Consider the following 25,178-nt stretch of genomic DNA (forward strand, 5'->3'; position numbering starts at 1 on the left):
AAAGAAAAAATATCGATGAATAAGAATTTATGGAAAATGTGATGGCTATATTTTTATAAATCAGATTAAAAATTCAACCTTATCAACAGATTTTAGAAATAATAAAAATTTACTCAATCAGGTAAATCATCAATTCAAATAGGAATTAAATTGCTTGATCAGCAAGGAGGTTGTCAAATATTTGGTTCAATTCTTCTAACGTTAGAGCTGAAAGCAATTGAGTTTTATAGATTTTAAAATTAGGAATTCCCCTAAAATAATTAGAATAATGTTGACGCATTTCTAAAAGGCCGGTGCGTTCGCCTTTCCATTCCACTGACCAATTAGCATGATTTTTAACAGCTTCAATACGTTGTTGCAAATCGGGCGGTGGAAGCTCTTCTCCGTTTTTCAGATAATGTTTAATTTGGCTGAATATCCAAGGATTTCCAATAGCAGCTCTTCCAATCATAATACCGTCAACTCCATAGGTGTCTTTATATTCCTTCGCTTTTTTAGCAGAGTTGATATCACCATTGCCAAAAATAGGAATTTTAATTCTTGGATTGTTTTTAACTCGCGCAATATGAGACCAATCGGAGTGACCTTTATACATTTGAGATCGTGTTCGTGCATGAATAGTCAGTGCTTGTATTCCTTCGTCTTGCAAACGTTCAGCAATTTCATCAATAGTAATGGAAGATTCATCCCATCCTAAACGGGTTTTTACGGTTACCGGAAGATGAGTACTTCGTACAACAGCTCGAGTTAAACGAACCATTAAATCAATGTCTTTCAGCACTCCCGCACCTGCTCCTTTGCAGGCAACTTTTTTAACCGGACATCCAAAATTAATGTCAACTAAATCAGGTTGTACGGTTTCAACTATTTTGGAAGATAGAGACATAGCCTCTTCATCTCCGCCAAATATTTGTATTCCTATAGGACGTTCGTAATCGAATATATCAAGCTTTTTCTTACTTTTTATGGCATCTCGTATCAGACCCTCTGAGGAAATAAATTCGGAATACATGAGATCTGCTCCATGCATTTTACACAAACGACGGAAGGGTGGGTCGCTAACATCTTCCATAGGTGCCAAAATAAAGGGAAAGTCTGGTAATTCTATGTTTCCTATTTTAACCAATTATTTAAAATTTTTGCAAAGATATAATCTGCCATTTAAAATACCTAAGGTCTGTAAAAAATACAAGGGTATGAAAAGATTATCGGGTTGAAAATTAAAAATTTATATCCCAAATACCTACAGTTCTTTCCAATCTTACTAATGCAGAACAGAAATTATATAAGGTTTGATAATAATTTTCCTGTACATCATTATACGTTCTTTGTGCGTCTAAGACTTCAAGAAGAGACGTATTACCTCTTTTATAGGAGTAAATTTTACCTTCAAGAATGGCCTTGGACTCGGAAAGCAAACCATTGGAAAACTGCTGCATTTGTTTTTTGGTATTTACATAATTTTGATACGCCTGAGTAACTTCTGTTTGAATTTGAAGTTCTACTTGCTTATATTCTAAATCTGCTTGTTGAATGGTATAATGTGCTGTTTGCACTTCCCCTTTTCGATTGTTTAAAAAACGAAGAGGTATGGAAAGTCCGGCTGTTACCCCCGTATGATATGGTGAAGGCGCTTCTTCATTAGTAGCTTTTCCGTTAAATTGCATTCCGGCACTAATTCCTAAATCCATTACCCGATTAGCTTTCGCTAACTTCAACATTTTTTGTGAAACTTCTTTATTTTGTAAAGCAGCTTGTAAATCGGCACGATTATTTTGTGCGGTTGTTATCAAATCAGCCAAATCAAAATCTCTGGTAAAGTCGGTAAAATTGCTGTTAGCCGTATATAAAGTATCTTTTTGAGATTTACCCATGACTAAATTTAAGGCATATAAAGAATTTTTCCATTCCGATTCAGCTTTAAAGACTTCATTGAGCATGAATTGAGCTTCCAACTTACTTTGTTTAGAATCTGTTAGAGTAATATCTCCTAATTTATATCGAATACTGTCGGATGCGGCTAAATTGGATAACGTTTTATAAGAATTGAGTTGTACATCCAACAGGTTTTTATTTTGAATACATTCCAAAAACTGCAAAGAAGCATCCGCATATAAATTTCGTAAATAATCTTGTAACAAATAGCGATTTAAATCAACTTGACTTTTAGCTAAGTCGATACGGGCTTTTCGTTTTCCTCCCAGCTCGATAGTCCATCCTAAGCCGGTTTCCAAATTGTTACCCATATGTTTTTGGTTGCTGTTTCCTTCTATATTCCATTCAATATCAGGAATAATTTTTGCATTTTCAACCTCGGCTTCAGCGAGATTTACCGTATATTTTTGTGCTGCGTATTCCAAATTGTTATTCTTAACCTGCTGAATAAAATCAATATAGTTCAGTTGTTTTTTAGCAAAGGTGGTATCAACAACTTGAGCCGGTACTATTAACGGTATAAACAGGAGGCAGATGAATATCGATAGAATCGTATACTTTGATTTCATAAATTTCAGATTTTAAATTTCTTCTGTTTGTTCATCTTTTCCCCATTTGTTTTCAATAATATAATATAGAGCCGGTAAGGCAAACAGGGTAATAACAGTTGAAAATAATAGTCCATAAACAATTACGGTAGCCAAAGGTCGTTGTACATCCGAACCAATACCCGTAGCTAAAGAAGCCGGGAGCAAACCTAAAATAGCCACTGTTGCGGTCATTAGTACCGGTCTGAATCGATCTTTTGCACCCAATAGTACCGCCCGGAGAAGTGTTTGTCCTTGTTTTCGTAAAAAGTTTATATGCGAAATCATAATTACGCCATTTTGTATAGCTACTCCCGATAAAGCAATAAATCCAACTGCTGAAGAAACATTTAAAGTCATGCCCCTTACATTTAATGCTAACATTCCGCCAAATAAAGCCAAAGGAACAATGCTCATCAGCAAACCGGCTTGTCTGAAATTTCCGAAGGCGCTGTATAATAAGATAAACATAATACTCAAAGACAAAGGAATGATAAAAGCCAAACGAGCATAAGCTCTGTTTTGGTTTTCAAATTGCCCCCCCCATTTGATATGGTATTTTTCGTGATTATATTTTACTTCTTTTTCTATTTTATGTTGTGCTTCTACTAAGAATTTACCTAAGTCTCGATCTCGCAAATTAAGTTTTACCGTTAAATGCCTTTTATTCATTTCTCTCGTAATGGTACTTTCTCCGGTACTTAACTTGATATCGCAAACTTGTGATAATGGTATTTTGGCTCCTGTTTCAGAGGTAAGCATCAAATTTGAAATTTTATCAGGCGTATTTCTGCTGTTTTCATCGTAACGACAGATAATATCGTAAACTTTATTTCCTATAAAAATTTGAGAAATGGCTTTCCCGCCAATGGCTACTTCAATAAGTTCTGCAACATCTGCTACATTTAAACCGTATTGAGCAATTTTGTCCCTGTTTGCAATTATTTGAAGTTGAGGTAAGGGCGGTTCTTGATCGATAGCTAAATCTACTGCTCCTTTAACAGTTTTTAAAGTTTTCATAACATCCTCGGCAATTCTTCGAGTTTCCCCGAAATCATCTCCGTAAATTTTTACTACCAGCTCACTATGAGCTCCGGATATTTTATCCATTACCCCATCTATCATAGGTTGAGAAAACCCGACGGTAAAACCGGGAAGTTTTGAATATTCTTTTTCCAGTTCAACGATAAGGTCGTATTTGGTTTTTCCTTTTTTCCATTCCTTGTAAGGCTTTAATCCAATAGAAACCTCAAAATGAGATGCCGTCCATGGGTCGGTACCATCGTCATTTCTACCGGCTTGTACCGTGATATAAGTTACTTCATCATATTTCATGGTACGTGCGCGTAGCGTGTCGCTTAATTCTTTAGACTTTTCAACGGAAATACCCGGCGGAAGCTGAACTTGGAGCCATATAGATCCCTCATCCAAAGGAGGCAGAAAATCTTTTCCAACATAAAAAGCCAGTAGAAAAGTAACTCCCAGTAAAATTCCTAAAGGAAGAAATATTTTTTTTGGAGCTTTCATAATCCTTTGTATGTTTATAAAATAGCGATCGGTCAGCTTTTCCAGCCATTTATTATGATAGAGTTTTTGAGGCTTTCTGTATATAAAATAGGCTAATCCGGGAATCAGTAATAAGGCAACGAGCAGGGCACCGAATAAGGCATAGCTGACTGTAAAAGCCATCGGAGTAAATAATTTTTTTTCAACTCTTTCAAAGGCAAAAAGAGGCAGATAGGCTGTAATAATGATGATGGTGGAAAATAAAATAGGTTTTGCAACCTCGGCAGCTCTTTGTGCAATGGTTTTTTCTTGCAATTCTTCATTAGGTTCTTCTTCTCGTTTCCGCAATATGGTTTCCATCATAACGATGGCACCGTCTACAATGATTCCGAAATCTATAGCTCCCAAAGAAAGCAAATTTGCCGGAATATGTGTGAAGTACATCAAGATGAAAGCAATGAGAAGGGAAAGAGGAATGGTTACGGCAACCAATAAAGCACCTCTCCAACTTCCTAAAAAAACAATTAGTACAACAATAACCAGAGACATCCCTTCAAACAGGGTGTGCGAAACAGTATTCAAGGTAGTGTTCACCAATTCGGTTCTGTCTAAAAACGGATGTATTTTTACGCCTTCCGGTAAGATTTGAGTATTCAAATCGTTTACCGCTTCATGAACTCCTTCTAAAACCTTAGATGGATTTTGTCCTTTTAATAAAAGTACGATTCCTTCAATACTCTCAGAATAGTTTCTTTTTTTATCTGTATAACCTAAGATTCCTTTTCGTTCAATGTTTCCGTATTTAAGCTTTCCTATGTCATTTAATAAAATAGGAACTCCATTTTCCGATTTGACTACTATTTTACCGATATCTTCCAGGTTTTTAACTAATCCGATTCCACGAATAACATATCCTAAATCTCCATGAGGCAAAATACTTCCACCTGCATTAACATTGTTATTTTCAATGGTTTTAATGACTTCTCCTAACGATAATTGATACTGATCGAGTTTTTTGGGATCCAGCTCAATTTGAAACTGGGTAGTAATTCCTCCGAAATTTGTTACATCGGCAACTCCTGCTACTTGCTTAATTCGTGGAATAATTACGAAATTTTGCAAATCGGTCAATTCGCGTAAATCGTGCGTTTTACTTTCAATAATGTATCGATAAATTTCTCCAATAGGAGAAGTTAAAGGGTCTAATTCGGGAGTTGCTTCATAAGGTAATTCTACATCATTTAATCGTTCTTGTATTCTCATTCTCGCCCAATAATCATCTACACCGTCTTCAAATACGATGGTAATAATGGAAAGTCCGAAGGTGCTTTTACTGCGCATTACATGCATTCCCGGAAGACCGTTTAGGGCCCGTTCCACCGGAATGGTTATTTGTTGTTCAATTTCTTCCGCCGCTAATCCGGGAACTTGGGTGACCACTTGAGATGTTACATCCGCGATATCCGGATAGGCTTCAATGGAAAGGTGCTTCCAGGAATAATACCCGAATAGGGCAAGCATAACAAAAAGGGCAACCAGTACCCAACGTTTGTGTATAGTTGTTTGAATAAGTTTATTCATGTTTTTCTTTTTGTTTTATTGGGCTTCCAGTAAATATATTCCTCCTTCGGTCACTATATTTTCTCCTGCTTTAATTCCCTTTTTTATTTCGGTTTTGTCTTTTGAAATATCTTTGGTTTCAACCTTTTTCTTGATGAATTTATTTTTATCTACTTGTACAAATACAAATTGATCATCGTTTTCTTGATAAATTGCCCGGGTAGGAACTGTTAAAGTTTCTTCCGGTTCATTTTTAAAATGAACGTTTACATACATTCCCGGTTTCAGGGCTCTGTCCGAATTGTCGCATTCAACCAATACTTCAACACTTCGGGTGTCTTCATCCACCATTTCATTGACGTGAAATATTTTGCCGGTTATATTTTTATCGGGAAAAGCGTCTGCCTGTATAGTAACTTCTTTTAGTTTATTTATGAATCCTAAGTCTTTTTCTTTTATTTGTCCGGCAATCCATACTTTATTTAATTCTGCTATGGTGGCTATAGGTTCAGCTTCTTCTTTGATATATTGACCGATAACTATTTTGCTGGTAATAATTTCCCCTTTGATGGGAGAGGTAACAACTAAGGGCTGCCCTAATTTTAAACTGCCGGGATTTATATTAAAAACTTTTAACGCAGCTTTTGCATTTTCAAGTGCGGATCTTTTGGTTTCGTAATCGGTTTTAGCTTCTTCTACCACTCGTTGTATTCCTACTCCGTGCTCTAATAGGTCTTTTTGTCTCTTAAGATTTAAATTTGATAAGGAATATTCTTGTTGTGCTTCAAAATAATCTTTTTGAGCGTTGAAATATTCGGGAGAGCTGATGGCGAAAAGGGGAGAACCCACGTCTACCTTTTGTCCAAGCTTTACAAAGGATTGGGTAATTCTGCCTGCAAACGGAGGCACTATTTCCGCATAACCGGTTGGTATGGCTCTGACGACTCCTACGGTAGCTAAGTCGGGGCTTAACCATTCACTTTTTACGGGTTCTATTTTTAAGTGATTTTTTATGTTAGAATTATCCGGTAAAATAATTGTGTTTCCACTAACAGTAAATTCCGGCTTTTCTTCTTCTGTATTTTGTTTATGGCATGAAAAAGTTATAAAGCATAATCCTAAAATTAGTAAGTTGATGTTTCGGATTTTTATATTTTTCATATTTTCCGCCTTTTTTAAAAATTCTTAATTTTTTTTGTATACAAAAATAAGGTAACTAATTGTTAATGAATATTAAAAAAGATTTAAAAAAAAATTAGAATTTTATTAGAAAAGAATGCAATACAAAGGTTATAATAGAATGGTAAGGGTAGTACCTTGATGCAATTGACTGGTTACGTTGATAGTTCCGGAATGCAGTTCAATAATTTTTTTAGTAAGAGAAAGGCCGATTCCGTTTCCGTAGGTAAAGCTTTTATTTTTTCCTCTGTAAAAAGGAGTGAAAATTTTGGTGATATCTTCCGTTGGAATTCCAATTCCACGGTCTGAAAATTTCAGTTGAAGTTTTGAATTACTAGTTGAAATGGATATATGGCACAGATGATCTTCGGAAAACTTACATCCGTTTTCAATAAGATTGATAAAGGCTACTTTTAACAAATATTCGTTGCCCATTAGTACTGTTTCATTATCGAGAATGAAATCATCTTCAAAAAATAATTTTGTTTTATAGGCAGCATTTGCTTGTTGTATTTGACTGCAGGCATCTATAAGGATTTCATCGATCCTTGTTGGCTTAAATGTTATTTTAGAGGGATCATAACTGGCTTTTGCCAGATCAAGCAAATTATTAGATAATTTAGTGATTTTTTTAGCATCTGATAAGGCGTTTTTCAAAATCCTTTGATATTCTTCCGATGTTTTTTGATGATGTAAAGAAAGTTCCAGTTCAGCAATAATGGCTGCTAACGGGGTTCGTAATTCATGGGAAATATTGGAAACAAAATGTTTTTGCGTTTCAAAAGAATTTTCCAACCGATTCAGCATTTGATTAAATGTAATTGCCAATTCGGAAAGCTCATCCTTTTCAGGTTTGGTTTTCAATCTAACCGTTAAATGATTGGCTGATATTTTTTTCATTTCCGTGGTTAGATTTTTAATCGGTTGGAATACTTTTTTAGAAAAATAATATCCGACAAGGATGATAAAAAGTATGGAAAATATAAAGATAATACATGAATTTCTCAATAAGGACTTGAGTTCATTGTATCCGTATTGGTCATAGGCAGCCGCAGTGATTATGTATTTATTGTTATTATAGGAATAGATAAGTCCTATAACTTGCCAGTCGCCCTGATGAAATTTGATCTCTCCTTTGGAATAAATTTCATGAATCATATCAGGAGTTTCTTTCACAAAATCAATATCCACCGCATCATGATAGAGAAGATGAAATTCTTTATTGTATACAGCTACTTCAACTTCTTGAATTGTTTGATAATTGTTATGATAAATTTGTTGAAGTGTTTGTGGGGGGACTTTCGCTTTAAAATAGAGATTTGCTTTGGTTATGGCTTCTTTTTTTAATAAAGAATAAAATTCTTTGTCCCTGTTTTGTTTGGCTGAAATATAAATGATAGTGGCAAATATCAGCAATATGGATGCTGTAATCAAAGAAAACAATAGAGTGATCTGAGTACGAATTTTCATGTATCGGATTTTAATATAAATCCCATACCGGAGCGAGTATGAATAAGTTTTTTTTCAAAATCTTTATCTACTTTTTTTCGTAAGTAGTTAATATACACATCTATAAAATTAGTTCCCGTATCAAAATGAGTATTCCATACTTTTTCGGCAATTTCCGTTCTGGAAATAATTCTGCCTTGATTTTGCAATAAAAATTCCAGGAGTTTAAATTCTTTTAAGGTAAGATTTAATTCTTTATTGCTTCTTTTCACAATTTTCGTCTGCAAATTCATTTCCAGATCACAAAATTTTAAGATAAATCCTAATTTATTTTTGGATGATCTTTTTAACAGAGCTTTTATTCTTGCTGTCAACTCTCTCATTTCAAAAGGCTTGACCAGATAATCATCCGCTCCGGCATCAAAACCGTCAATTTTATCGTCGGTAGTTCCCAATGCGGTTAACATGATAATGGGAAGTTCCGGTTTTAACATTCTTATTTCTTTACAAAGAGCTATTCCATTAATTTCAGGCAATATAATATCCGTGATTATCAGGTCAAAATCATGGCAGAGAAACAAATTTTTTGCCGATAAACCGTCATAAGCTAAGGTTAGAGTAAATCCTTGTTCCTCAAGACCCTTTTTTATCAGTTCCGAAACTCTTAAATCATCTTCAACTAATAGAATATTCATAATTGCAAATGTACCTTTTCTTTTTATATTAGATAAGGAATTATTGGCTTAGTAATGTTCTCTATAAAGAAAAGTAGTCTCTTGTTTAGCTTTTATAAATATTTAATTCATTACTTTTTAATACAAGAATAAAAGTGAAATAGTAAGATTCTTAGGCTAAATTAGGTTTAAGCCAATATTGTGCATCTTCAAGTTTTATTTCTTTACGTTTAGCATAATCTTTAACTTGTTCTTGCGTAATTTTCCCTAATCCGAAATAGTTAGATTGTGGATTGGCAAAATAATATCCCGAAATTGAAGAAGCCGGATACATTGCAAGACTCTCAGTTAATTGTACTCCAATACGATCCGTAACATCCAACAATTCCCAAATAGTGAGCTTTTCCAAATGATCCGGACAAGCAGGATAACCGGGAGCGGGACGTATGCCTTGATATTTTTCTTTAAATAGTGATTGATTGTCCAAGATTTCATTGGGAGCATATCCCCAAATTTCTTTTCTTACCTTATGATGCATGTATTCAGCCAAGGCTTCCACAAATCTATCCGAAACAGCTTTTATCATAATAGCCGAATAATCGTCATGGTTTGTTTCGTAATGTTTGGCCAAGGCTTCTGCTCCAAAAATAGAAACAGCGAAACATCCTATATAGTCGTGTAAATTTTCTTTGTTTTTAGGTAATATAAAGTCGGATAGGGCTAAGTTTGGTTTTCCTTCTGACTTTACAGATTGCTGCCGTAAGGTTCGAAATGTATGAATTAGTTTATTGTCATTCGAGTAAATTTCAATATCGTCTTGTTCATTGGAATTGGCTTTAAATAATCCAATTACGGCTTTGGGTTGCAATAGTTTTTCAGCAATTACTTTTTCAATCATTTGTAATGCATCGTGATATAATTTTGTGGCTTCATCGCCGGTTACTTCATCTGAAAGCAAATCGGGATATTTTCCTGTCAGTTGCCAAGTTCTGAAAAAGGGTTGCCAATCGATATATTCCGTTAGATCTTCCAGGAGTATGGAAGAAAAAACCTGTACACCTAGCTGTTTGGGTTTACAGGGAATGTATTGATTCCAATCAATAGTTAGTTTATTTTTACGAGCTTGTTCTAGCGTAAGATATTCTTTTTCAGTACTTCTATTTAAATAGCCTTCTCTTAAATGGGCATATTCTTCTGATATTTTTTTCTTAAAATCCTCGCTTTGTGAAGAGAGTAAAGAAGATGCAACGGTAACAGATTTAGAGGCATCTAAGACATGAACAACCGTATGACTATATTTAGGGGCAATTTTTAAGGCGGTATGGATTTTTGAAGTAGTAGCTCCTCCAATCATGACCGGAAATGAAAGATTTCTTCTTTCGAGTTCTTCAACCACGTGGATCATTTCATCTAAAGAAGGAGTAATTAAACCACTAAGTCCAATCAAATCCACCTTCTCACGGATGGCGGTTTTGATAATTGTTTCCTTAGGAACCATAACTCCTAAATCTATAATTTCATAGTTATTACAAGCCAATACGACTCCGACTATATTTTTACCGATATCATGAACATCACCTTTAACGGTAGCCATTAGTATTTTACCGTTAGATTGAGATTCTCCGTTTTTTTCTGCTTCAATGAAAGGTTGCAAGTATGCAACGGCCTTTTTCATTACTCGAGCAGTTTTAACCACTTGAGGAAGAAACATTTTACCCGCTCCAAATAACTCGCCAACCGTATTCATTCCATCCATTAAAGGGCCTTCAATTACATCCAAAGGTTTATTGGCTTGTAAACGGGCTTCTTCAACATCTTGTTCAATGTAGTCCGCATTGCCCTTTATCAAAGCAAATTCCAATCTTTTTTCAATCGGCCACGACCTCCATTCTTCTATTTTTTGCTCTTTTGTATCCTTATTTTCAACAATAGTTTCTGCATATTCTATAAGCCTTTCGGTAGCTTCTTCATCTCTATCAAATAAGACGTCTTCAATCTTTTTTAGTAATTGCGGTTCAATCTCTTGATAAATGGCCAGTTGAGTGGGATTGACAATTCCCATATCCAATCCGTATTGGATGGCATGATATAGAAATGCAGCATTAATCGATTCCCGAACTTTATTATTCCCTCTAAACGAAAAGGATACATTACTTACTCCTCCCGAAACGAAACACCCCGGAAGATTTTCTTTCACCCATTGAGTTCCTTCAAAAAAATCAAGCGCATTTCTTCGGTGTTCTTTCATTCCGGTACCTACCGGGAAAATATTTAGGTCGAAGATGATATCAGAGGGGTTAATGTTTAATTGATGAACCAAAATATTATAGGAGCGTTGGGATATAATTTTTCGTTTTTCCAAATTATCGGCTTGTCCTTCTTCATCAAATGCCATAACAATCATAGCCGCTCCGTATCGTTTGATTATTTTGGCTTTTTTTATAAATTCTTCTTCACCTTCTTTTAGGCTGATGGAATTAACTATTCCTTTTCCTTGAATGTTTTTTAATCCGGCTTCAATGACTTCCCAATTTGATGAATCGATAACGATAGGAACTCGTGCTATATCGGGTTCAGAAGCAATCAAACGTAAAAAGGTAGTCATACCTTTCACGCCGTCAATTAAGCCTTCATCCATGCAAATATCAATGATCTGAGCTCCTCCATCCACTTGATCTCGGGCAATTGAAAGAGCTTCATCGAATTTTTCATTTTTTATCAGATTTAAAAATTTACGCGATCCGGTAACATTGGTCCTTTCACCGATGTTTATAAAATTGCTTCCAGGATAAACAGTAAAAACTTCTAATCCTGATAATTTTAATGTATTCTGCATGGGGTAATTCAAAGAATTAACAAAGTTACGATTTTTGTAACTTATCTTGTTGAATGTTTTATGCTATTCGTTATTACTTATTTTATGAAGAAAACATTGTTTAATTTAATATATGTTATTCTTGTAAATCTTATTTTTTATTAAAAAATCAATAAAGTTTCTTTAAGTCCACTGAGTGTTAGTTTCCATAGAAAATTAAAAAATGATTTGTCTTTAGTTCTTTCTACTTTTTTAATTTTCGACATTTTTAGGGAGTCTTTTGAATTTTTTATTAAGGCAAGATTTGCAAGAGAAGAAAGGAATTTTTTTTCTCTTTCACCATCCTTTTTATATAGGGTAATTTTTAAATTTTTATAATTCATACCGAATGTACCGTTTCCAACTGTATTATCGCCATCAAAATTAAATGAAACTTTTTGGATATTTCCATTTGCCGATATATGTAAATAAGGTTTTATAAATGGATTCAATTTTTCGGCAGGAAGTCCGTATAAATTTCCTTTAACGGTAAAATTATCCGATTTATTTAATGTATTAAATTTCCAACTGGCAGATAGTTTTCCGGATTTCATGAAAGTACTTTTAAATTCTATGACTACATCGGGTAAATGAGAAACATTATATCCACCGGAAATATTTTTGATTTTTGCATTGATATTGGTAAAGAAAATTTTTCCAATATTGTTAGTAAGGGATTCTTCTTCATACGTTAAGGAAGAATTATAAAAATGGACTTCTTTAATATTTAACTTAAATTTTAATTTTCTAAGTTTTTCGCTGAAAAAAGGTTTGTAAACTGGTTTGTAAACATTGTCAGGAATGTCGTATTGATGGATAGTGGTTTGCATATTATCAACAATGATTTTAGAAGCAATAAAATCTATTTGTTTATCTAATGAACCCCAATTTAATTTGGGTATTGCAATTTTGGAAAGATTCACCGTATAAGCATCAATACCCTTTTTTTTCATAAAATTCAATTGACTTTTTTTGGGCCGTATATTTATAGTGTTTGCATATAGGAAAGTATGGGAAAGTAACAGATGGTTCATTTGTAACGTATGAGATCCCATATCATGGTAAATATTTTTACCTATTATATTGAATTTTGAAAAAGAAAAAGGGAAACCGAAGGTATGGGTATCGGATGAGTCTTTTACCTTAATGTCGTATAGTGAAAGCTTTAAATCTTTTATTGATGTAGTGAGTGTTGTATTAGCCGCATTATATTGATGGATGGAGGATTTGCCGATTAAAAATGTATCTAAACGAATTTCTGTATCCAGGTCGTACGTGTTGAAATGTATATTTTTTGATTTGACTTTAACTTTTGGATTTTGAAATATTGAAGCTTTCATTTCATTTATAATCAGAGAAGAAGCTTGTAAACTGAATTTATTGTTATTCAAATCCCACTTTATCTTTGGGAGTAGTATATGATCCATATGGATTTTATAGAGGTTTTTGCTTACTTTTTGTGCTGCAAATTTTTGTGGAGATATAGTAGGAATAATGTTTAAATTTTTTGCTTCAAAATTATTGTCAGATAAAATCATTTTATCTATTTTGAAATTATAAAATTTAAATCCTGTATAAAATATATGGTTTGCTTCCAATTGAAAATTTGAGTAGGAGAAAGGAATATATTTTTTTGTATTAGTAAATATCGTATTGATATTAATATCATGAATCGAATAATTAATGTTTCCCATTTTCAATAATGAGTTATTAGCCCGATTGAAATATTGTATATGTGAATTAGCTATGATGAAATTTTTTATTTCAAGAACATCGTCGAATAAATAGGTAAATTTGCCTGCATTGTTTTTAGCTGATTTAGTTTCATAAGGTTGTTTTATTATTAAAGAATTATCATATAATTTTAAACGTTCCAGGGTGATTTTATCATTAACTTTGTTGATTATTTTTAGAATTTCAATATTAACATTATTGCTTGTTAAATGATTATTGAAATTTAATTTCGATTTAAGTATTTGGATGGTATCAATACTCAAATTAAAAGGGATTATTCGGTCTATATGCTCCGTAATGTTTTTAGGTTTTGAATTTGAATTTTTTTCAATGATTGCAATATGAGTAGAATCAACTTCAATTTTAGAGGTTTTAAGATAAAAGTAACCGTTTTTATCATATCCCCAATCTAAATTTTTGACCTTTGCGGTCGGGACTTTTATAGAAAGTAAGGTTTTTTGAAAATAATTTCCGGTTTTAAAATTCTCTTCGGATATATTTGGATATAAAAGTATTTGATTGGTTTCAAGAAATCCGTTGGTAAACTTAAACTTTTTTAATTGTAAATGATGAATTTCATCGAGCTGATAAAATATATCTGACACATCCAATTTTACTTTATCGTAAGTAAGCGGTATACGTTTTTCATTATCCACCATATCCCATAATACCCCGGAAAGGAGAAGGTTTAGATTTCGTAAAGAAGCTCTTTTAGCTCCGTCTGCCTTGTCGTAAAGAGCTAAATTTCCTTTATTAATTTCAAATTTTCCAATTTGAATTGAATTTCCCAGCTTGTATTTTACTAAATCATTTTTGTGATTTAATGAATCGGCATATTGTTTACAAATGATATCCGGTTGGTCAATTTCGATGAGATCTGCCGCTAAATCTTTGAACAGTAAAAATCGTATAAATTTTACCCCGTGTATTACTATTTTCTTTACTTTGATGGTATAAATGCCCTTTTTGTTGGACTTGGGAGCAATATTGATATCACTTATGTTCATTTCTCCCTGGAGGAGCGAATACGTAACGTCAGAATAATTAAAATTATATGGTGTATCATTTCTTTCAGAAATGAAATCAGGTAAACTGTTTTTAATCCAACTATTAATTCCGAAGTTAAGTATAACTCCCAGAATAAAGAGAAAAATTAATCCCAATGAAATTTTTTTCCATTTCATACAATTGGATTCTTTTTTATCAAATATATATAAAAAATAAATCCAAGAATAATAAAATAAAAATAAAAGTGAATTATTGGGTTGTAAAAGTAAATGATAAGAGAATTATAATTTTGAAAAGATTTAAATCCTAGATAATATTTTATCTAAGATTACTATCTTTAACCCATTAATAATTAAAAGATGATCTATGAAAAAAATTTTATTAGTTTTATGGGTAAGTGTTCTTACTTTACAAAATTTTAATGCGCAAAATTCAAAAGCAGTTTGGGAGAAAAAATTAGATGAGGGAAATCTTTGTTATCCTGGCATTAATGATATGGCCAAAACCCGATCTAGGGGAGTTGCGCTAATTGGAGATTGTCCTTTAGCATTAGGGATATTATCTAAAATATTTTTTCTAAACCCAAACGGTGAATTAATCAAGGAAAATTTCTTAGATACTGATTTAAATGGTGGAATCAGAATAGCTAATAAGATAATTCCCAATTCTGACGGTTATGTTATTTTTGGTATAGATGAAAAAAAATTTTCAGATAAATCAAAAAATAAATTGGATAATTTATGGATGATGAAGACCGATTGCAATGGTGGTGTAATAGAAACAAAAATTATTTGGAGTAAGAAATCTTTTGATAAGAATAAAAGTGGATATGGAACGATTGAAATTCTATCTGTTAAAACAATTAGTGACGGCTACTTACTTACAGCAAAAATATACGATGAAAACAATCAATTTGTTAAAGTTGTTTACAAACTTGATAAGAATGGTCAAGTTTTATGGGAAGTTAATTTTGATGAAAAGTTAAGTTTTGAAAATCTTGAGGTTCTAAAAGAAACAGTTCATAGCGAGTACTGTATAATAGGGTATATTAAAGAAAGTTATAGATCATCCAATAAAAATTTTTATGTCAAGTTAGACAAGGAAGGAAAGATTTTGACTCAACATGAAATAGTTGAGTTGGGTGATTTTAAAATGAAACCCATCACAAATAAAAAAAATAAGCTCTTATTTTCAGTTAAAAATGAAGAAAATAAATTTATGGTAGTTGAGCTAAATGAAGATGGAAAAGTGATATCTAAGATTATCTATGATAAGGTTATGGAAAATGATTCCACTTGGATGGAAACTGATGATGATTGCTATCTTATCGGAGGAAATGAATTTGTTAAAATAAATAAAAAAGGAGAAATCATATGGAAAGAAAAAGTAAATAATAATTACGGTTATAATAATCTATTTAATTTAGGAAATAATGAATATATAGCTTTTAATAATTTTAATATTTTAAAACTTAAGGATCAGCAGCCATTCTTAGGAATAGATGATGTTACTGAAAAAAGAGAGAACGTATTTTTATATCCTAATCCGGTTGACAGCTATTTATATATAAATGTTCCAAAAGGAGAAAAAATCAAAAAAATATTGGTAACCGATATTAGTGGGAAAAAGGTGTTTGAACACAATACATATCAGGATAAATTAGATGTTTCAATGTGTCTGCCTGGTGTATACTTTTTAAAAATTGAAACCGAATCTAAAGTTTATGTTCAAAAAATACTTAAAAAGTAAAAAATTATTTTTTATTTAATAATTCACCAAAAAATAGAGACAATGAAAAATATAATTATACTACTAAGCATACTATTTTTTACAGTTATATATGCGCAAAACCCTAAGATTAATACCTTAAATACTTTTGAAGGTTCGAATCAAGTAAAAACTATTATAAAGAATACGAAAGGCAATTATGTGCTGTTAGAAAATACATGGTATTTTGAGCCTGAATTTGAAGATGTTTATTCCATAATAATAAAGGAATTAACTGATGAAGGCAAGGTTATATGGTCAAGAAAATTAGAAAAGGTAAATACAAGTGAAAAAGGTATTTTTTTAATAGAGAATGATAAAGGGTATTCAATTTTTACTGAGGATGGTCAATTGATCAAAATTGATAATTCAGGAATTATTTATTTTAGAAAGAAAACAGGTATTATAATGCCTCGAAATATATTGGCATCAAGTAAAGGAGGTTTTTTTCTTTCAAACACTTTTAATAAAAAAGAGGATATATGGATATATAAGTTAAATTCAGAAGGTGAAATAGAATGGGAAATAACTAAAGATCAGTATAAGGCAGTATATGTTTCAATAAGACAAAAATCTTTAAACGGAAATTATTTGGCGTTAGTAAAAAAGAAAGATAAATCAGATGCTTCAAATTTCTATATAATGGAATTTACTGATTATGGTGAAATAATATCAGAAAAACAAATACCTAATCATATCATTTATCAATCTAATAAAAATCTAGATTTTTATCAAGACAGGTCCGGTAATTATTTAGTTTTCAGTACAGAAGATACTTCTGATCATGAAGTCAAATATAATTTAAGTTCAGAAGATATCAGATTAGTGAAATTAGATAAAGATTTTAATGTAATATTTAATAAATTATATGGTTTTGCAATAGGTAATGACTTTTATTCAACCTATTTAGGAAAAATTATTGAATCGGAAGAAGGAGGATATCTTTTTATCTGTGAGGAGAAATTTAATACAACAACTTATTTTGATAGTAGTATATTTAAGATTGATGAGAATGGAAATGTACAATGGTATGAATCTTTTCATCTTAATAAGGCTAATTTTATTGATTCTTTAATTCCAATGGGTAAAAATACCTATATGGTATCTATATACTCAGAGTTTAATCCAATGAATTATTTTTCAGAAACAAATATTTTTAAAATTACAGATAATTTAAATTCTAAATTTAATCCGTTGTTGTGTCCGGCAGAAGATTAAAGATTAAAAAAAGTGATTTAAAATTTTATTAATTATAAAGCTAGATTATTTGAAAAATAATCTAGTTTTTTTATGAAATATAAAAATTAAAGAAAAATTTATTATTCCAAACAACATAGTTTCCATTTGTTCATAGTCGGATAATACTTTTTTATAATAAATATTAAAATCCCGTAGAGTATTTTATCCAAGATTACTACTTTTATGCACTAAAAAATAAAAGTGATTTATGAAAAAAATTTTACTAGTTCTATGGGCAAGTGTTCTTATCTTGCAAGAAAGCAATGCGCAAAGTGCAGAGGTACTTTGGGATAAAGAAATTGGTTCTTTAGTCGAGGATTTTAACAAGCTATCTAATGGTGGATTTGCATTAGCTACTTTTAAAGAGGAAAATTTTTTGGATAACAAGGTTTATTCACATTCAAAATTAATTTTAACGGATTCTCTAGGGAAAAATCTAAAAGAAACCTATTTAGGTAAGGATATCTATGGAGGAAATAGATATGTTTATAAAATAATAGCAAAACAGGGTGGTTATACAATTTTTGGACTGGATAGAAATCACTATTCGGATATAGAGGAAAATGATAGAAGTGGTGTATGGATGATGGATGCAGATTGTAATGGGACTGAAATCTCTTCAAAAGTAGTCAGGCCGATTAATTGGGAAAATAATTCATGTGGGTTGGATAAATGCTTAATAGAGATAAATTTTCTTCAACCTGTTGAAGATGGTTATATAATAAATGTAATAGACTATTCTGATTATTATAATATTGGTGATAATAGTGTACTTTTTAAAATTGATAAATTAGGGCAATTAAAGTGGAAAAATGAATTAAAATTTATAGAAGCTCTATCCATGAGAGAAACCATAGATAATGAATATATCTTTATAGCAAAATTCTGTGATCATAACAGGTCTTGTAAAAATTATTTATTAAAATTAAATAAAGAAGGTGATATACTCATTAAAAAAGAAATTTTGGATTTAAATGAAATTAGTTATATCACTAATAAAAACAAAAAATTTTTATTTTCATATTTTAACGAGAATAATAAACTTCAGATAGTTGAACTAAATGATGAAGGGGAAATTATATTTAAAAGTCACTATGATGAGATTAGTAAACAATGCTGCAAATTAATTGAAACTGAAGATAATAACTTTTTTGTATTATTAAGTAATGAACTTATTAAAATTAATAAGAAAGGGAATATCCTATGGCAGCAAGATATAAATATAAAATGTGGAAATTATCAAATTTCCAATTTGGGAAATAATGAATATTTAATTTTCGGAGGATATAGTGGATTGAATAAAAATAATGGTTTTGTTATTAAAATAAAAGATAATCAGACTTATCTGGGAATTGAGGATCAGGATAAAAAAAATGAATCAATATATTTATACCCCAACCCGGTTGAAACCTATTTATATATAAAAACACCCGATAATCAAATAGTTAAAAAAATAATTATAACAGATATTACCGGGAAAATACTAATAGAAAGAAGAGAGATACTAGATAAAATAAATATGTCAATGTATGCTCCGGGTATATATGTTATCAAAATTGAAACCGAAAACAGTCATTATATACAAAAAGTATTAAAAAGGTAGATAATTTAATTTGAAAATATAAAATGAAAAATATAATTATAATAATAAGTATTTTATTTATAACTAATTTATCGGCACAATTTCCAACATTAGTAGAAAAAAATTCTTTTGAAAATTTTGAAATATCCTCACTAATAAAAACTAAAAATGGAAGTTTTGTTTTAACAGGTTTCTTTTGTCCAATATTGGAAGTAAATGAGGAAAAAGGTGAAGAAATTAATTACAAGAATCGATTATGGAGTGCAGAATTAGATCAAAACGGGAAAACTATATGGTCAAAAATTTTAACCGATGGAATAAAAGATAGTATAATTGGAAAATACATAGCAGAAGGAAATTCGGGCTTCTTAATATTAACAAAAAATTTAGGTAATAATCAACATCAGTTAGTTAAAATTAATAATTCTGGTGATATATTATGGAAGAAAAATGTAGGAAAATCTTCAAAATTAATATCAGCTAATAAAGGAGGTTATATTCTATTAGGAAAATATAATAAAGAAAATAATTGGATATATAAATTAAATGAAAATGGAGAAGAGCAATGGAAAATATCAATGTCCCAATTTAATAACCAAAAGATGGTGGATGTTATAAACACAATAGATTACCAATATATTGTATTAGCCTATGACATTAATGAAATAGGTGAAAAAAAATGGAATCTGGTTAAGTTTAATGATGAAGGTAAAATAACTTGGAAAAAAAAATTAGTAAGTAATATTTTTGCAAATTCTGATTATAAATTAGGCAATTTTATTCAAGATAAATTAGGAAATTATATAATAGCGACTACGGAAAAATATGTAATACATTCTGATATAAGAATAACAAAAGTAAATGAAAAAGGTGCAATTTTATACAGTAAACTGTATGGGTTTGATATAGGTAAAGATAAGCCAATTAATGAAATTGCTTATGGAATTATCGAAGCGGAAAATGGTGGATATATCTTTGGGGGCAGAATTTATGAATTTGCAACTTCCGTGGGTAGAGATGTTTTATGTTTATTTAGAATTGATGAAAATGGAAATTTTTTATGGTTTGATAGTTATAGGAAATTTAAATATAATAATATCATTTCTTTTCAAACTTTAAATGATAATAAATATCTTATAGGATTAACTTCAAATTGGGATGATGAGAGAAATAAAAATTATACTTTCATATTATCTTTAACAGATAATTTTGATGCTAAAAACGATCCAATGCTTTGTCCATTAGTCGAATAATTATTTAATCGGCATTTGATAGTCTAAAAAAATTAAAACATATGTAAACTAGATTATTTTTTGAATAATCTAGTTTTTTTTGTGAAATATAAGAAATACATTTGCAGCAAATTTTGCACTAAAAATGAGGGCAGCAAGGTATATATTATTACGCTTACCAAGAAAGTCAAAAGCACTGGTTGGAAAATATGGAAAAGGATCCTTTTTTAAAGGATCATTGAGCGCAATTATTTCATCCATGACCTATGGATTAATTCCTTTATTTAGCATTCCTTTAATGAAAAAAGGATTGAATTTTGATACGGTGTTGTTTTATCGATTTTTATTGGCATGTATTGCTGTCGCAATACTGATGAAAATAAAAAAAGTACATTTTTCAGTTTCCTTGAAAGAATTTAAAGCATTAACAGTTCTAAGTTTACTTTGCAATACTTGTTCACTCTTTTTCTTTCTATCCTATACGTATTTAGGAGGAGGAGTTACCACTACCGTCCATTTTTTATATCCTGTTTTTGTTACCATCATTATGGGAATCTTTTTTCGTGAAAAAATTTCCGTTAAAGGTTTTATATCAATACTATTGGCTGTTGTTGGTGTTGCCCTTTTATCTTTGGGGGAAGGAATAGGTCACATCAATTTCAAAGGAATTGTGTTTGCTCTTTCAGCAGCAATATTTTATGCATTTTTTCTGGTATTATCCGTTAAATCAACCGTAAAAGATATGCCGGTGCTTAGATATACCTTTTATATTCAAGTTATTGGCGTGGTTTATCTTCTTATATTCTGTTTATTGACCGGTTCTTTTCAATGGTTTCCGGTAAAAGATACTTCATGTGTTCTAAATATAACATTATTAGCTTTAATTCCCACCATAGTATCAATTATAACTTTAGTTGAGGCGGTTAGAAGAATAGGATCTACTCTTACCTCAGTTTTAGGCGCATTTGAGCCCATTACCGCTGTTATTATAGGAGTAGTAGTGTTTTCAGAACCCTTTTCCTCAATGATGTTAGTTGGTATTCTCCTCATAATAATGGGTGTTTTTGGGATTATAGTATCTCAAAAAAAGTAATGATATGATTTAATTTATTTTTACAATATTAAACAAAACAAGTAGCAGCATCAATTTAATTTATCACTTATCTGTTAAATTTAATAAAAAATCTATTTTCTGTAATCATCATATAAAAGAATCCAATCGGAATGTTTAAAATAATCCCAGCTTACATCTGCTAAATCAATTTTTGGGTCAATAAACCTCTTATAGGGATGATCATTTACGGATACTTGAGTATCGGCATAAATTTCTACATCTTTATGACGCAATTTGAAATCCTCTTTTATATATTGAGCCGCTTGCCATATAAAGTCAGGGTAACAATTGATTCTAAGTATTTGTTTATCAGTAAATATATCCTGCATTTGAAACGGCAGAATTTTTTTAGTTTTTTTATCAATAACAGTAAAATGTGTTAACCCATTACGCTGTCTCAGCATCATTCTCCAACTTAATCGATGCCCCTCTTCAGTCCAAAATACATTTCCTTTAATGAAATAATGACGTATTGGCAAAATCAATTGAATGGTGAAATAAATTACTAAGAGAAAATACACTGTTTTTTTATTAAAGTAATTATATTTTTTTTCTTCAAAAGAAAGATGTGGACGCTTTTTGAAAAATATTTTACGGATAGTTTCCGGAGGATAGAAAAAAACGGTAAAGCTTAAGGCAAAATAGGGGAAAATTCCTACGTTTAGAATAAACGAATTAGCAAGATGAAATATTAAACAGGCAAGTAAGGCTAACGTTCGAGTTTTTTTCCAAAGCATTAAAGGAACAACCAATCCGTCAAATAAAATTCCAAGATAAGCTATAGAAATATAAAACCATTTTTGGGTGAAAAATTGACCGATTAAAGGGATATTAGTTTTATTGGAATATAATAAACGCGTAAAAGTTCCATCTAACCAATCAGGATAAAGTTTAGCAACACACGCAAAAAAATATAAAATGGATATTTGAAATAATAAAACGAATGAGCACCATTGAGGCATGGTCAAAGATCTTATATTTTTATTTCTTCTTGAGTCCAAAGAATAATAAGCATTCGCAGGTAAAAAGAGCATAATAATACATATTAGAATTAAAAAATAATAATGATTATTATAAGCTGTTTTTTGCATTAAATATTGAGCCGTCCATAATATAGTAAAACATAAAAGACTTAAACGATATCTATAACCTATCATAACCAATAGGCCCAATATACCTAAACAAATAAAATAAACATACATACCATATCCCGGTAGAGGGTGGAGCCAAGTAAAACCAATAAACGGGAAAAAGACTTTAGGAGTAATTAAATTGATGTTTACCCAACCTGTTAAAATTGCTCCCCAAGTTTCCGCCAATAACAAAAATCCAAATAGTATACGGAATACAATCAATGGTGAATTATCTATTTTGCGAAATAAACTTTGTCTTGATAGTACCATGCTATATTTATTTGTTATACAATAAAGATAATAAATAAAAAATAATTCAAAATAAATGATTTCGGGTAAATTAAATAATGATATAAGTTCTATTGCTGAATGGATTTTTAAAATAAGAAAAAGATATTTAGTATTAATAATCTTAGAATTTCCAAATATTGATGATCAACTAAGACTATTAGTACTAAGAATACATTTAACTGTTACATTGATGATCTGGTAAGGAAATTTAATTTTGATTAGATCTTATTATAATACGCATGATTTATTACAATTGATCACAGCGTTAAACTTTTTAAAAATTTAAAGCGGCCATACAATGACCGCTTTATTTGTTTTCACAGCATAGAAAGAATATCTATCTGTGAATGCTCAAAATTATAATTATAAGATAAAATAAATATTAATGCAAATATAGTAAATTTATTTTAATATGCTATTATAAATATTTATTTATATATTTAATTATTATAATTAATAGAATAAATAAATATATTTATTTAAATATTCTATGGTTAAAGTACGTTAAATAAGCGGTTAAACAATAAATGTAAATTATATATTTATTTTATAAAATTTTAATTATCAATCATAATGATATAAAATAATAAAATTGAATTTTTTACTTTAAAATTGTTTGTCTTTTAAAAAAAGTATCATTAACAATTAAGGTTGTTCTTGATTATATGTAAGAGATAGTAGGGCTATAGAATGATAAATGTTTAATAACGAAGATATCTATTGTGATAGAAAAAATTGAATGTAGTAAATACTACTGAAAATTAGTTCTTTTTGCGTTTTTTTAGTTTTAAAAGTTTTTTTCTAAATATTTGTACATCCTTATATTCAATTTTTAAAGTCAGGTATAAGAAAATAAAAAATAAAATATTACCGACCCCAATTCTCACGACAATTCGATTGCTGCAATAATAGGCAATAAAGCTTAACAAAGAACTTCCTCCTATATAAAAAATCAGTTTTCGGTAATTGTAGGGTATAGGATACTCTTTTTGTCCCCAAAAATAGGATATAAGCATCATGGTTAAGTATGACACAAAAGTTGCAATCGCACACGCCCAATAGCCAAGATCAGTATATTTCAATCCAATAAAATTTAAAACAACAGTTATGAATGCGCCAATTCCTGATATAATAGCACCATAATGAGTATTGTCAGATAATTTATACCAAATGGATAAATTGAGATATATTCCCAGAAATGTAGACCCTATTAATAAAACAGGAACAACTTGGAAGCCGCTCCAGTAGTCGGTGTTTCTAATATAAAGACGACCGATCCAATCTAAGTTGGCTACTAAGAATAATAAAATGAAGGCACTAAATATAGCATAATACTTCATTAAAGTAGCATACGTTTTTCCTGAATTTTTGTCGTCAGCGTGAGAAAAAAAGAAAGGCTCAACACCCAACAGGTAAGCAGTCTTAAACAACGTTATAAAAGTAGCAATTTTGTATACAGCGCTGTAAATACCCATTTGAACTTCGGCAATGCCTTCCGGAAGGAGATATTTAATAAATTGTCGATCCATGGTTTCATTAATAATTCCGGCTAGACCGGCAATGGTAATTGGCCACGCATATTTTAACATCTTTTTCCATAAAGAAAATTCAAAAGCATATTTGCCATCAAGCATGGTAGGAATTAAAGCAAGGAATGTAATAATACTTGCAAATAAGTTTGCAGCAAAAGCATAACCTATTCCGTAATCAAAATTGTAAATCTTACTAAAAAAAACAGCGCCAATTCCACCATTTTCAATTTGTTTAGGAATCCAAAATATTAATATAATTGTGGAAAAGAACATGGTTACTGAATTCAGTATTTTTAAAGAAGCAAAATATAAAGATCTGTTTTGAATCCTGAGTTTTGCAAAAGGAACAGCTGAAATAGCATCAGCAGCAAGAATAAATAGAAACCATACTAAAAAAATTACCTCATCAGGGTGTTTAAATGCTGAGGCTAACGGGTGTCTGGCAAGTATGCCAAACACTAAGAATAAGAGAGAAACAATGCAAACAGAAGTAAACGAAGTAAAATAAACTGCATTTTGTCTTTTTTCGTGGTCTTTAAATTTTTGAAAAAAACGAAAGAAAGTAGTTTCCATTCCGTGGGTAAGTAAAACAGAAAGTATACCCGCGGCTGAATAAAAATCAGCATATATTGAATATTTAGACGGACCGAAAGCTCGCACTAACATTGGAGTAAGGATAAATGGAAATACTCGGACTAAAACATTGCTTAATCCATATATTAATGTCTGACTAAATAACTTCTTATACAATGAGTTCTTTTTAAATAATTTCTGTTTCAGTTACGATAAATGTAATAATATA

At 30.7% G+C, this 25,178-nt stretch carries 15 protein-coding genes; 5 read left to right on the plus strand and 10 right to left on the minus strand.

The annotated features are described in order from the left end of the window. Positions 1 to 145 precede the first annotated feature (145 nt). The 8 genes from dusB to GFU93_RS09895 all read right to left on the minus strand — a co-directional run bounded on the left by dusB (position 146) and on the right by GFU93_RS09895 (position 14,662). The gene (dusB, locus tag GFU93_RS09860) at positions 146 to 1,126 is read right to left on the minus strand and encodes a tRNA dihydrouridine synthase DusB (protein WP_160541825.1); all 981 of its coding nucleotides are present in this window, start codon (positions 1,124 to 1,126) and stop codon (positions 146 to 148) included. Between the two features lie 94 nt (positions 1,127 to 1,220). Next, positions 1,221 to 2,504, minus strand: coding sequence for a TolC family protein (locus tag GFU93_RS09865; RefSeq protein ID WP_160569076.1), 1,284 nt, complete (start codon positions 2,502 to 2,504; stop codon positions 1,221 to 1,223). Positions 2,505 to 2,516: 12 nt separating this feature from the next. Next, positions 2,517 to 5,609 (minus strand): efflux RND transporter permease subunit, encoded by a 3,093-nt coding sequence (locus GFU93_RS09870; protein ID WP_160569078.1) that lies wholly within the window; start codon positions 5,607 to 5,609, stop codon positions 2,517 to 2,519. Positions 5,610 to 5,624: 15 nt separating this feature from the next. Beyond that, complete coding sequence (locus GFU93_RS09875) at positions 5,625 to 6,749, minus strand: efflux RND transporter periplasmic adaptor subunit (protein WP_160569080.1); 1,125 nt, start codon at positions 6,747 to 6,749, stop codon at positions 5,625 to 5,627. A gap of 129 nt (positions 6,750 to 6,878) precedes the next feature. Then, entirely contained in the window at positions 6,879 to 8,237 is a 1,359-nt protein-coding gene (locus GFU93_RS09880; protein ID WP_160569082.1) for a HAMP domain-containing sensor histidine kinase, read from the minus strand. After that, the gene (locus GFU93_RS09885) at positions 8,234 to 8,911 is read right to left on the minus strand and encodes a response regulator transcription factor (protein WP_160569084.1); all 678 of its coding nucleotides are present in this window, start codon (positions 8,909 to 8,911) and stop codon (positions 8,234 to 8,236) included. Before GFU93_RS09885 ends, GFU93_RS09880 begins: the two co-directional genes overlap by 4 nt. A 151-nt stretch (positions 8,912 to 9,062) precedes the next feature. Continuing rightward, positions 9,063 to 11,726, minus strand: a complete 2,664-nt coding sequence (metH, locus tag GFU93_RS09890; protein WP_160569086.1) for a methionine synthase — start codon at positions 11,724 to 11,726, stop codon at positions 9,063 to 9,065. A 140-nt stretch (positions 11,727 to 11,866) separates the two neighbouring features. Further along, positions 11,867 to 14,662, minus strand: a complete 2,796-nt coding sequence (locus tag GFU93_RS09895; protein ID WP_160569088.1) for a hypothetical protein — start codon at positions 14,660 to 14,662, stop codon at positions 11,867 to 11,869. Positions 14,663 to 14,852: 190 nt separating this feature from the next. Between GFU93_RS09895 and GFU93_RS09900 the strand changes: the two genes are divergently transcribed. The 5 genes from GFU93_RS09900 to GFU93_RS09920 all read left to right on the plus strand — a co-directional run bounded on the left by GFU93_RS09900 (position 14,853) and on the right by GFU93_RS09920 (position 21,399). After that, a complete protein-coding gene (locus GFU93_RS09900) occupies positions 14,853 to 16,235 on the plus strand; it encodes a T9SS type A sorting domain-containing protein (protein WP_160569090.1) in 1,383 nt (460 codons plus the stop codon). A 42-nt stretch (positions 16,236 to 16,277) separates the two neighbouring features. Next, positions 16,278 to 17,471, plus strand: a complete 1,194-nt coding sequence (locus tag GFU93_RS09905) for a hypothetical protein (protein WP_160541833.1) — start codon at positions 16,278 to 16,280, stop codon at positions 17,469 to 17,471. A 229-nt stretch (positions 17,472 to 17,700) separates the two neighbouring features. Further along, complete coding sequence (locus GFU93_RS09910) at positions 17,701 to 19,095, plus strand: T9SS type A sorting domain-containing protein (protein ID WP_160569092.1); 1,395 nt, start codon at positions 17,701 to 17,703, stop codon at positions 19,093 to 19,095. Positions 19,096 to 19,118: 23 nt separating this feature from the next. Further along, positions 19,119 to 20,327 carry a hypothetical protein gene (locus GFU93_RS09915; RefSeq protein ID WP_160569094.1) on the plus strand — a complete coding sequence of 403 codons (1,209 nt, stop codon included), beginning with the start codon at positions 19,119 to 19,121 and terminating at the stop codon, positions 20,325 to 20,327. A gap of 124 nt (positions 20,328 to 20,451) precedes the next feature. Continuing rightward, the gene (locus tag GFU93_RS09920; RefSeq protein WP_160557048.1) at positions 20,452 to 21,399 is read left to right on the plus strand and encodes a DMT family transporter; all 948 of its coding nucleotides are present in this window, start codon (positions 20,452 to 20,454) and stop codon (positions 21,397 to 21,399) included. A gap of 92 nt (positions 21,400 to 21,491) precedes the next feature. Here GFU93_RS09920 and GFU93_RS09925 read toward each other — a convergent pair whose 3' ends face one another. Together GFU93_RS09925 and GFU93_RS09930 are read right to left on the minus strand one after the other, a co-directional pair. Then, positions 21,492 to 22,823, minus strand: coding sequence for an HTTM domain-containing protein (locus tag GFU93_RS09925; protein WP_160569096.1), 1,332 nt, complete (start codon positions 22,821 to 22,823; stop codon positions 21,492 to 21,494). A 782-nt stretch (positions 22,824 to 23,605) separates the two neighbouring features. Further along, a complete protein-coding gene (locus tag GFU93_RS09930; RefSeq protein ID WP_160569098.1) occupies positions 23,606 to 25,126 on the minus strand; it encodes a lipopolysaccharide biosynthesis protein in 1,521 nt (506 codons plus the stop codon). Positions 25,127 to 25,178 lie beyond the last annotated feature (52 nt).

The organism is Apibacter sp. B3546 (assembly GCF_009827885.1).
GTDB lineage: Bacteria > Bacteroidota > Bacteroidia > Flavobacteriales > Weeksellaceae > Apibacter.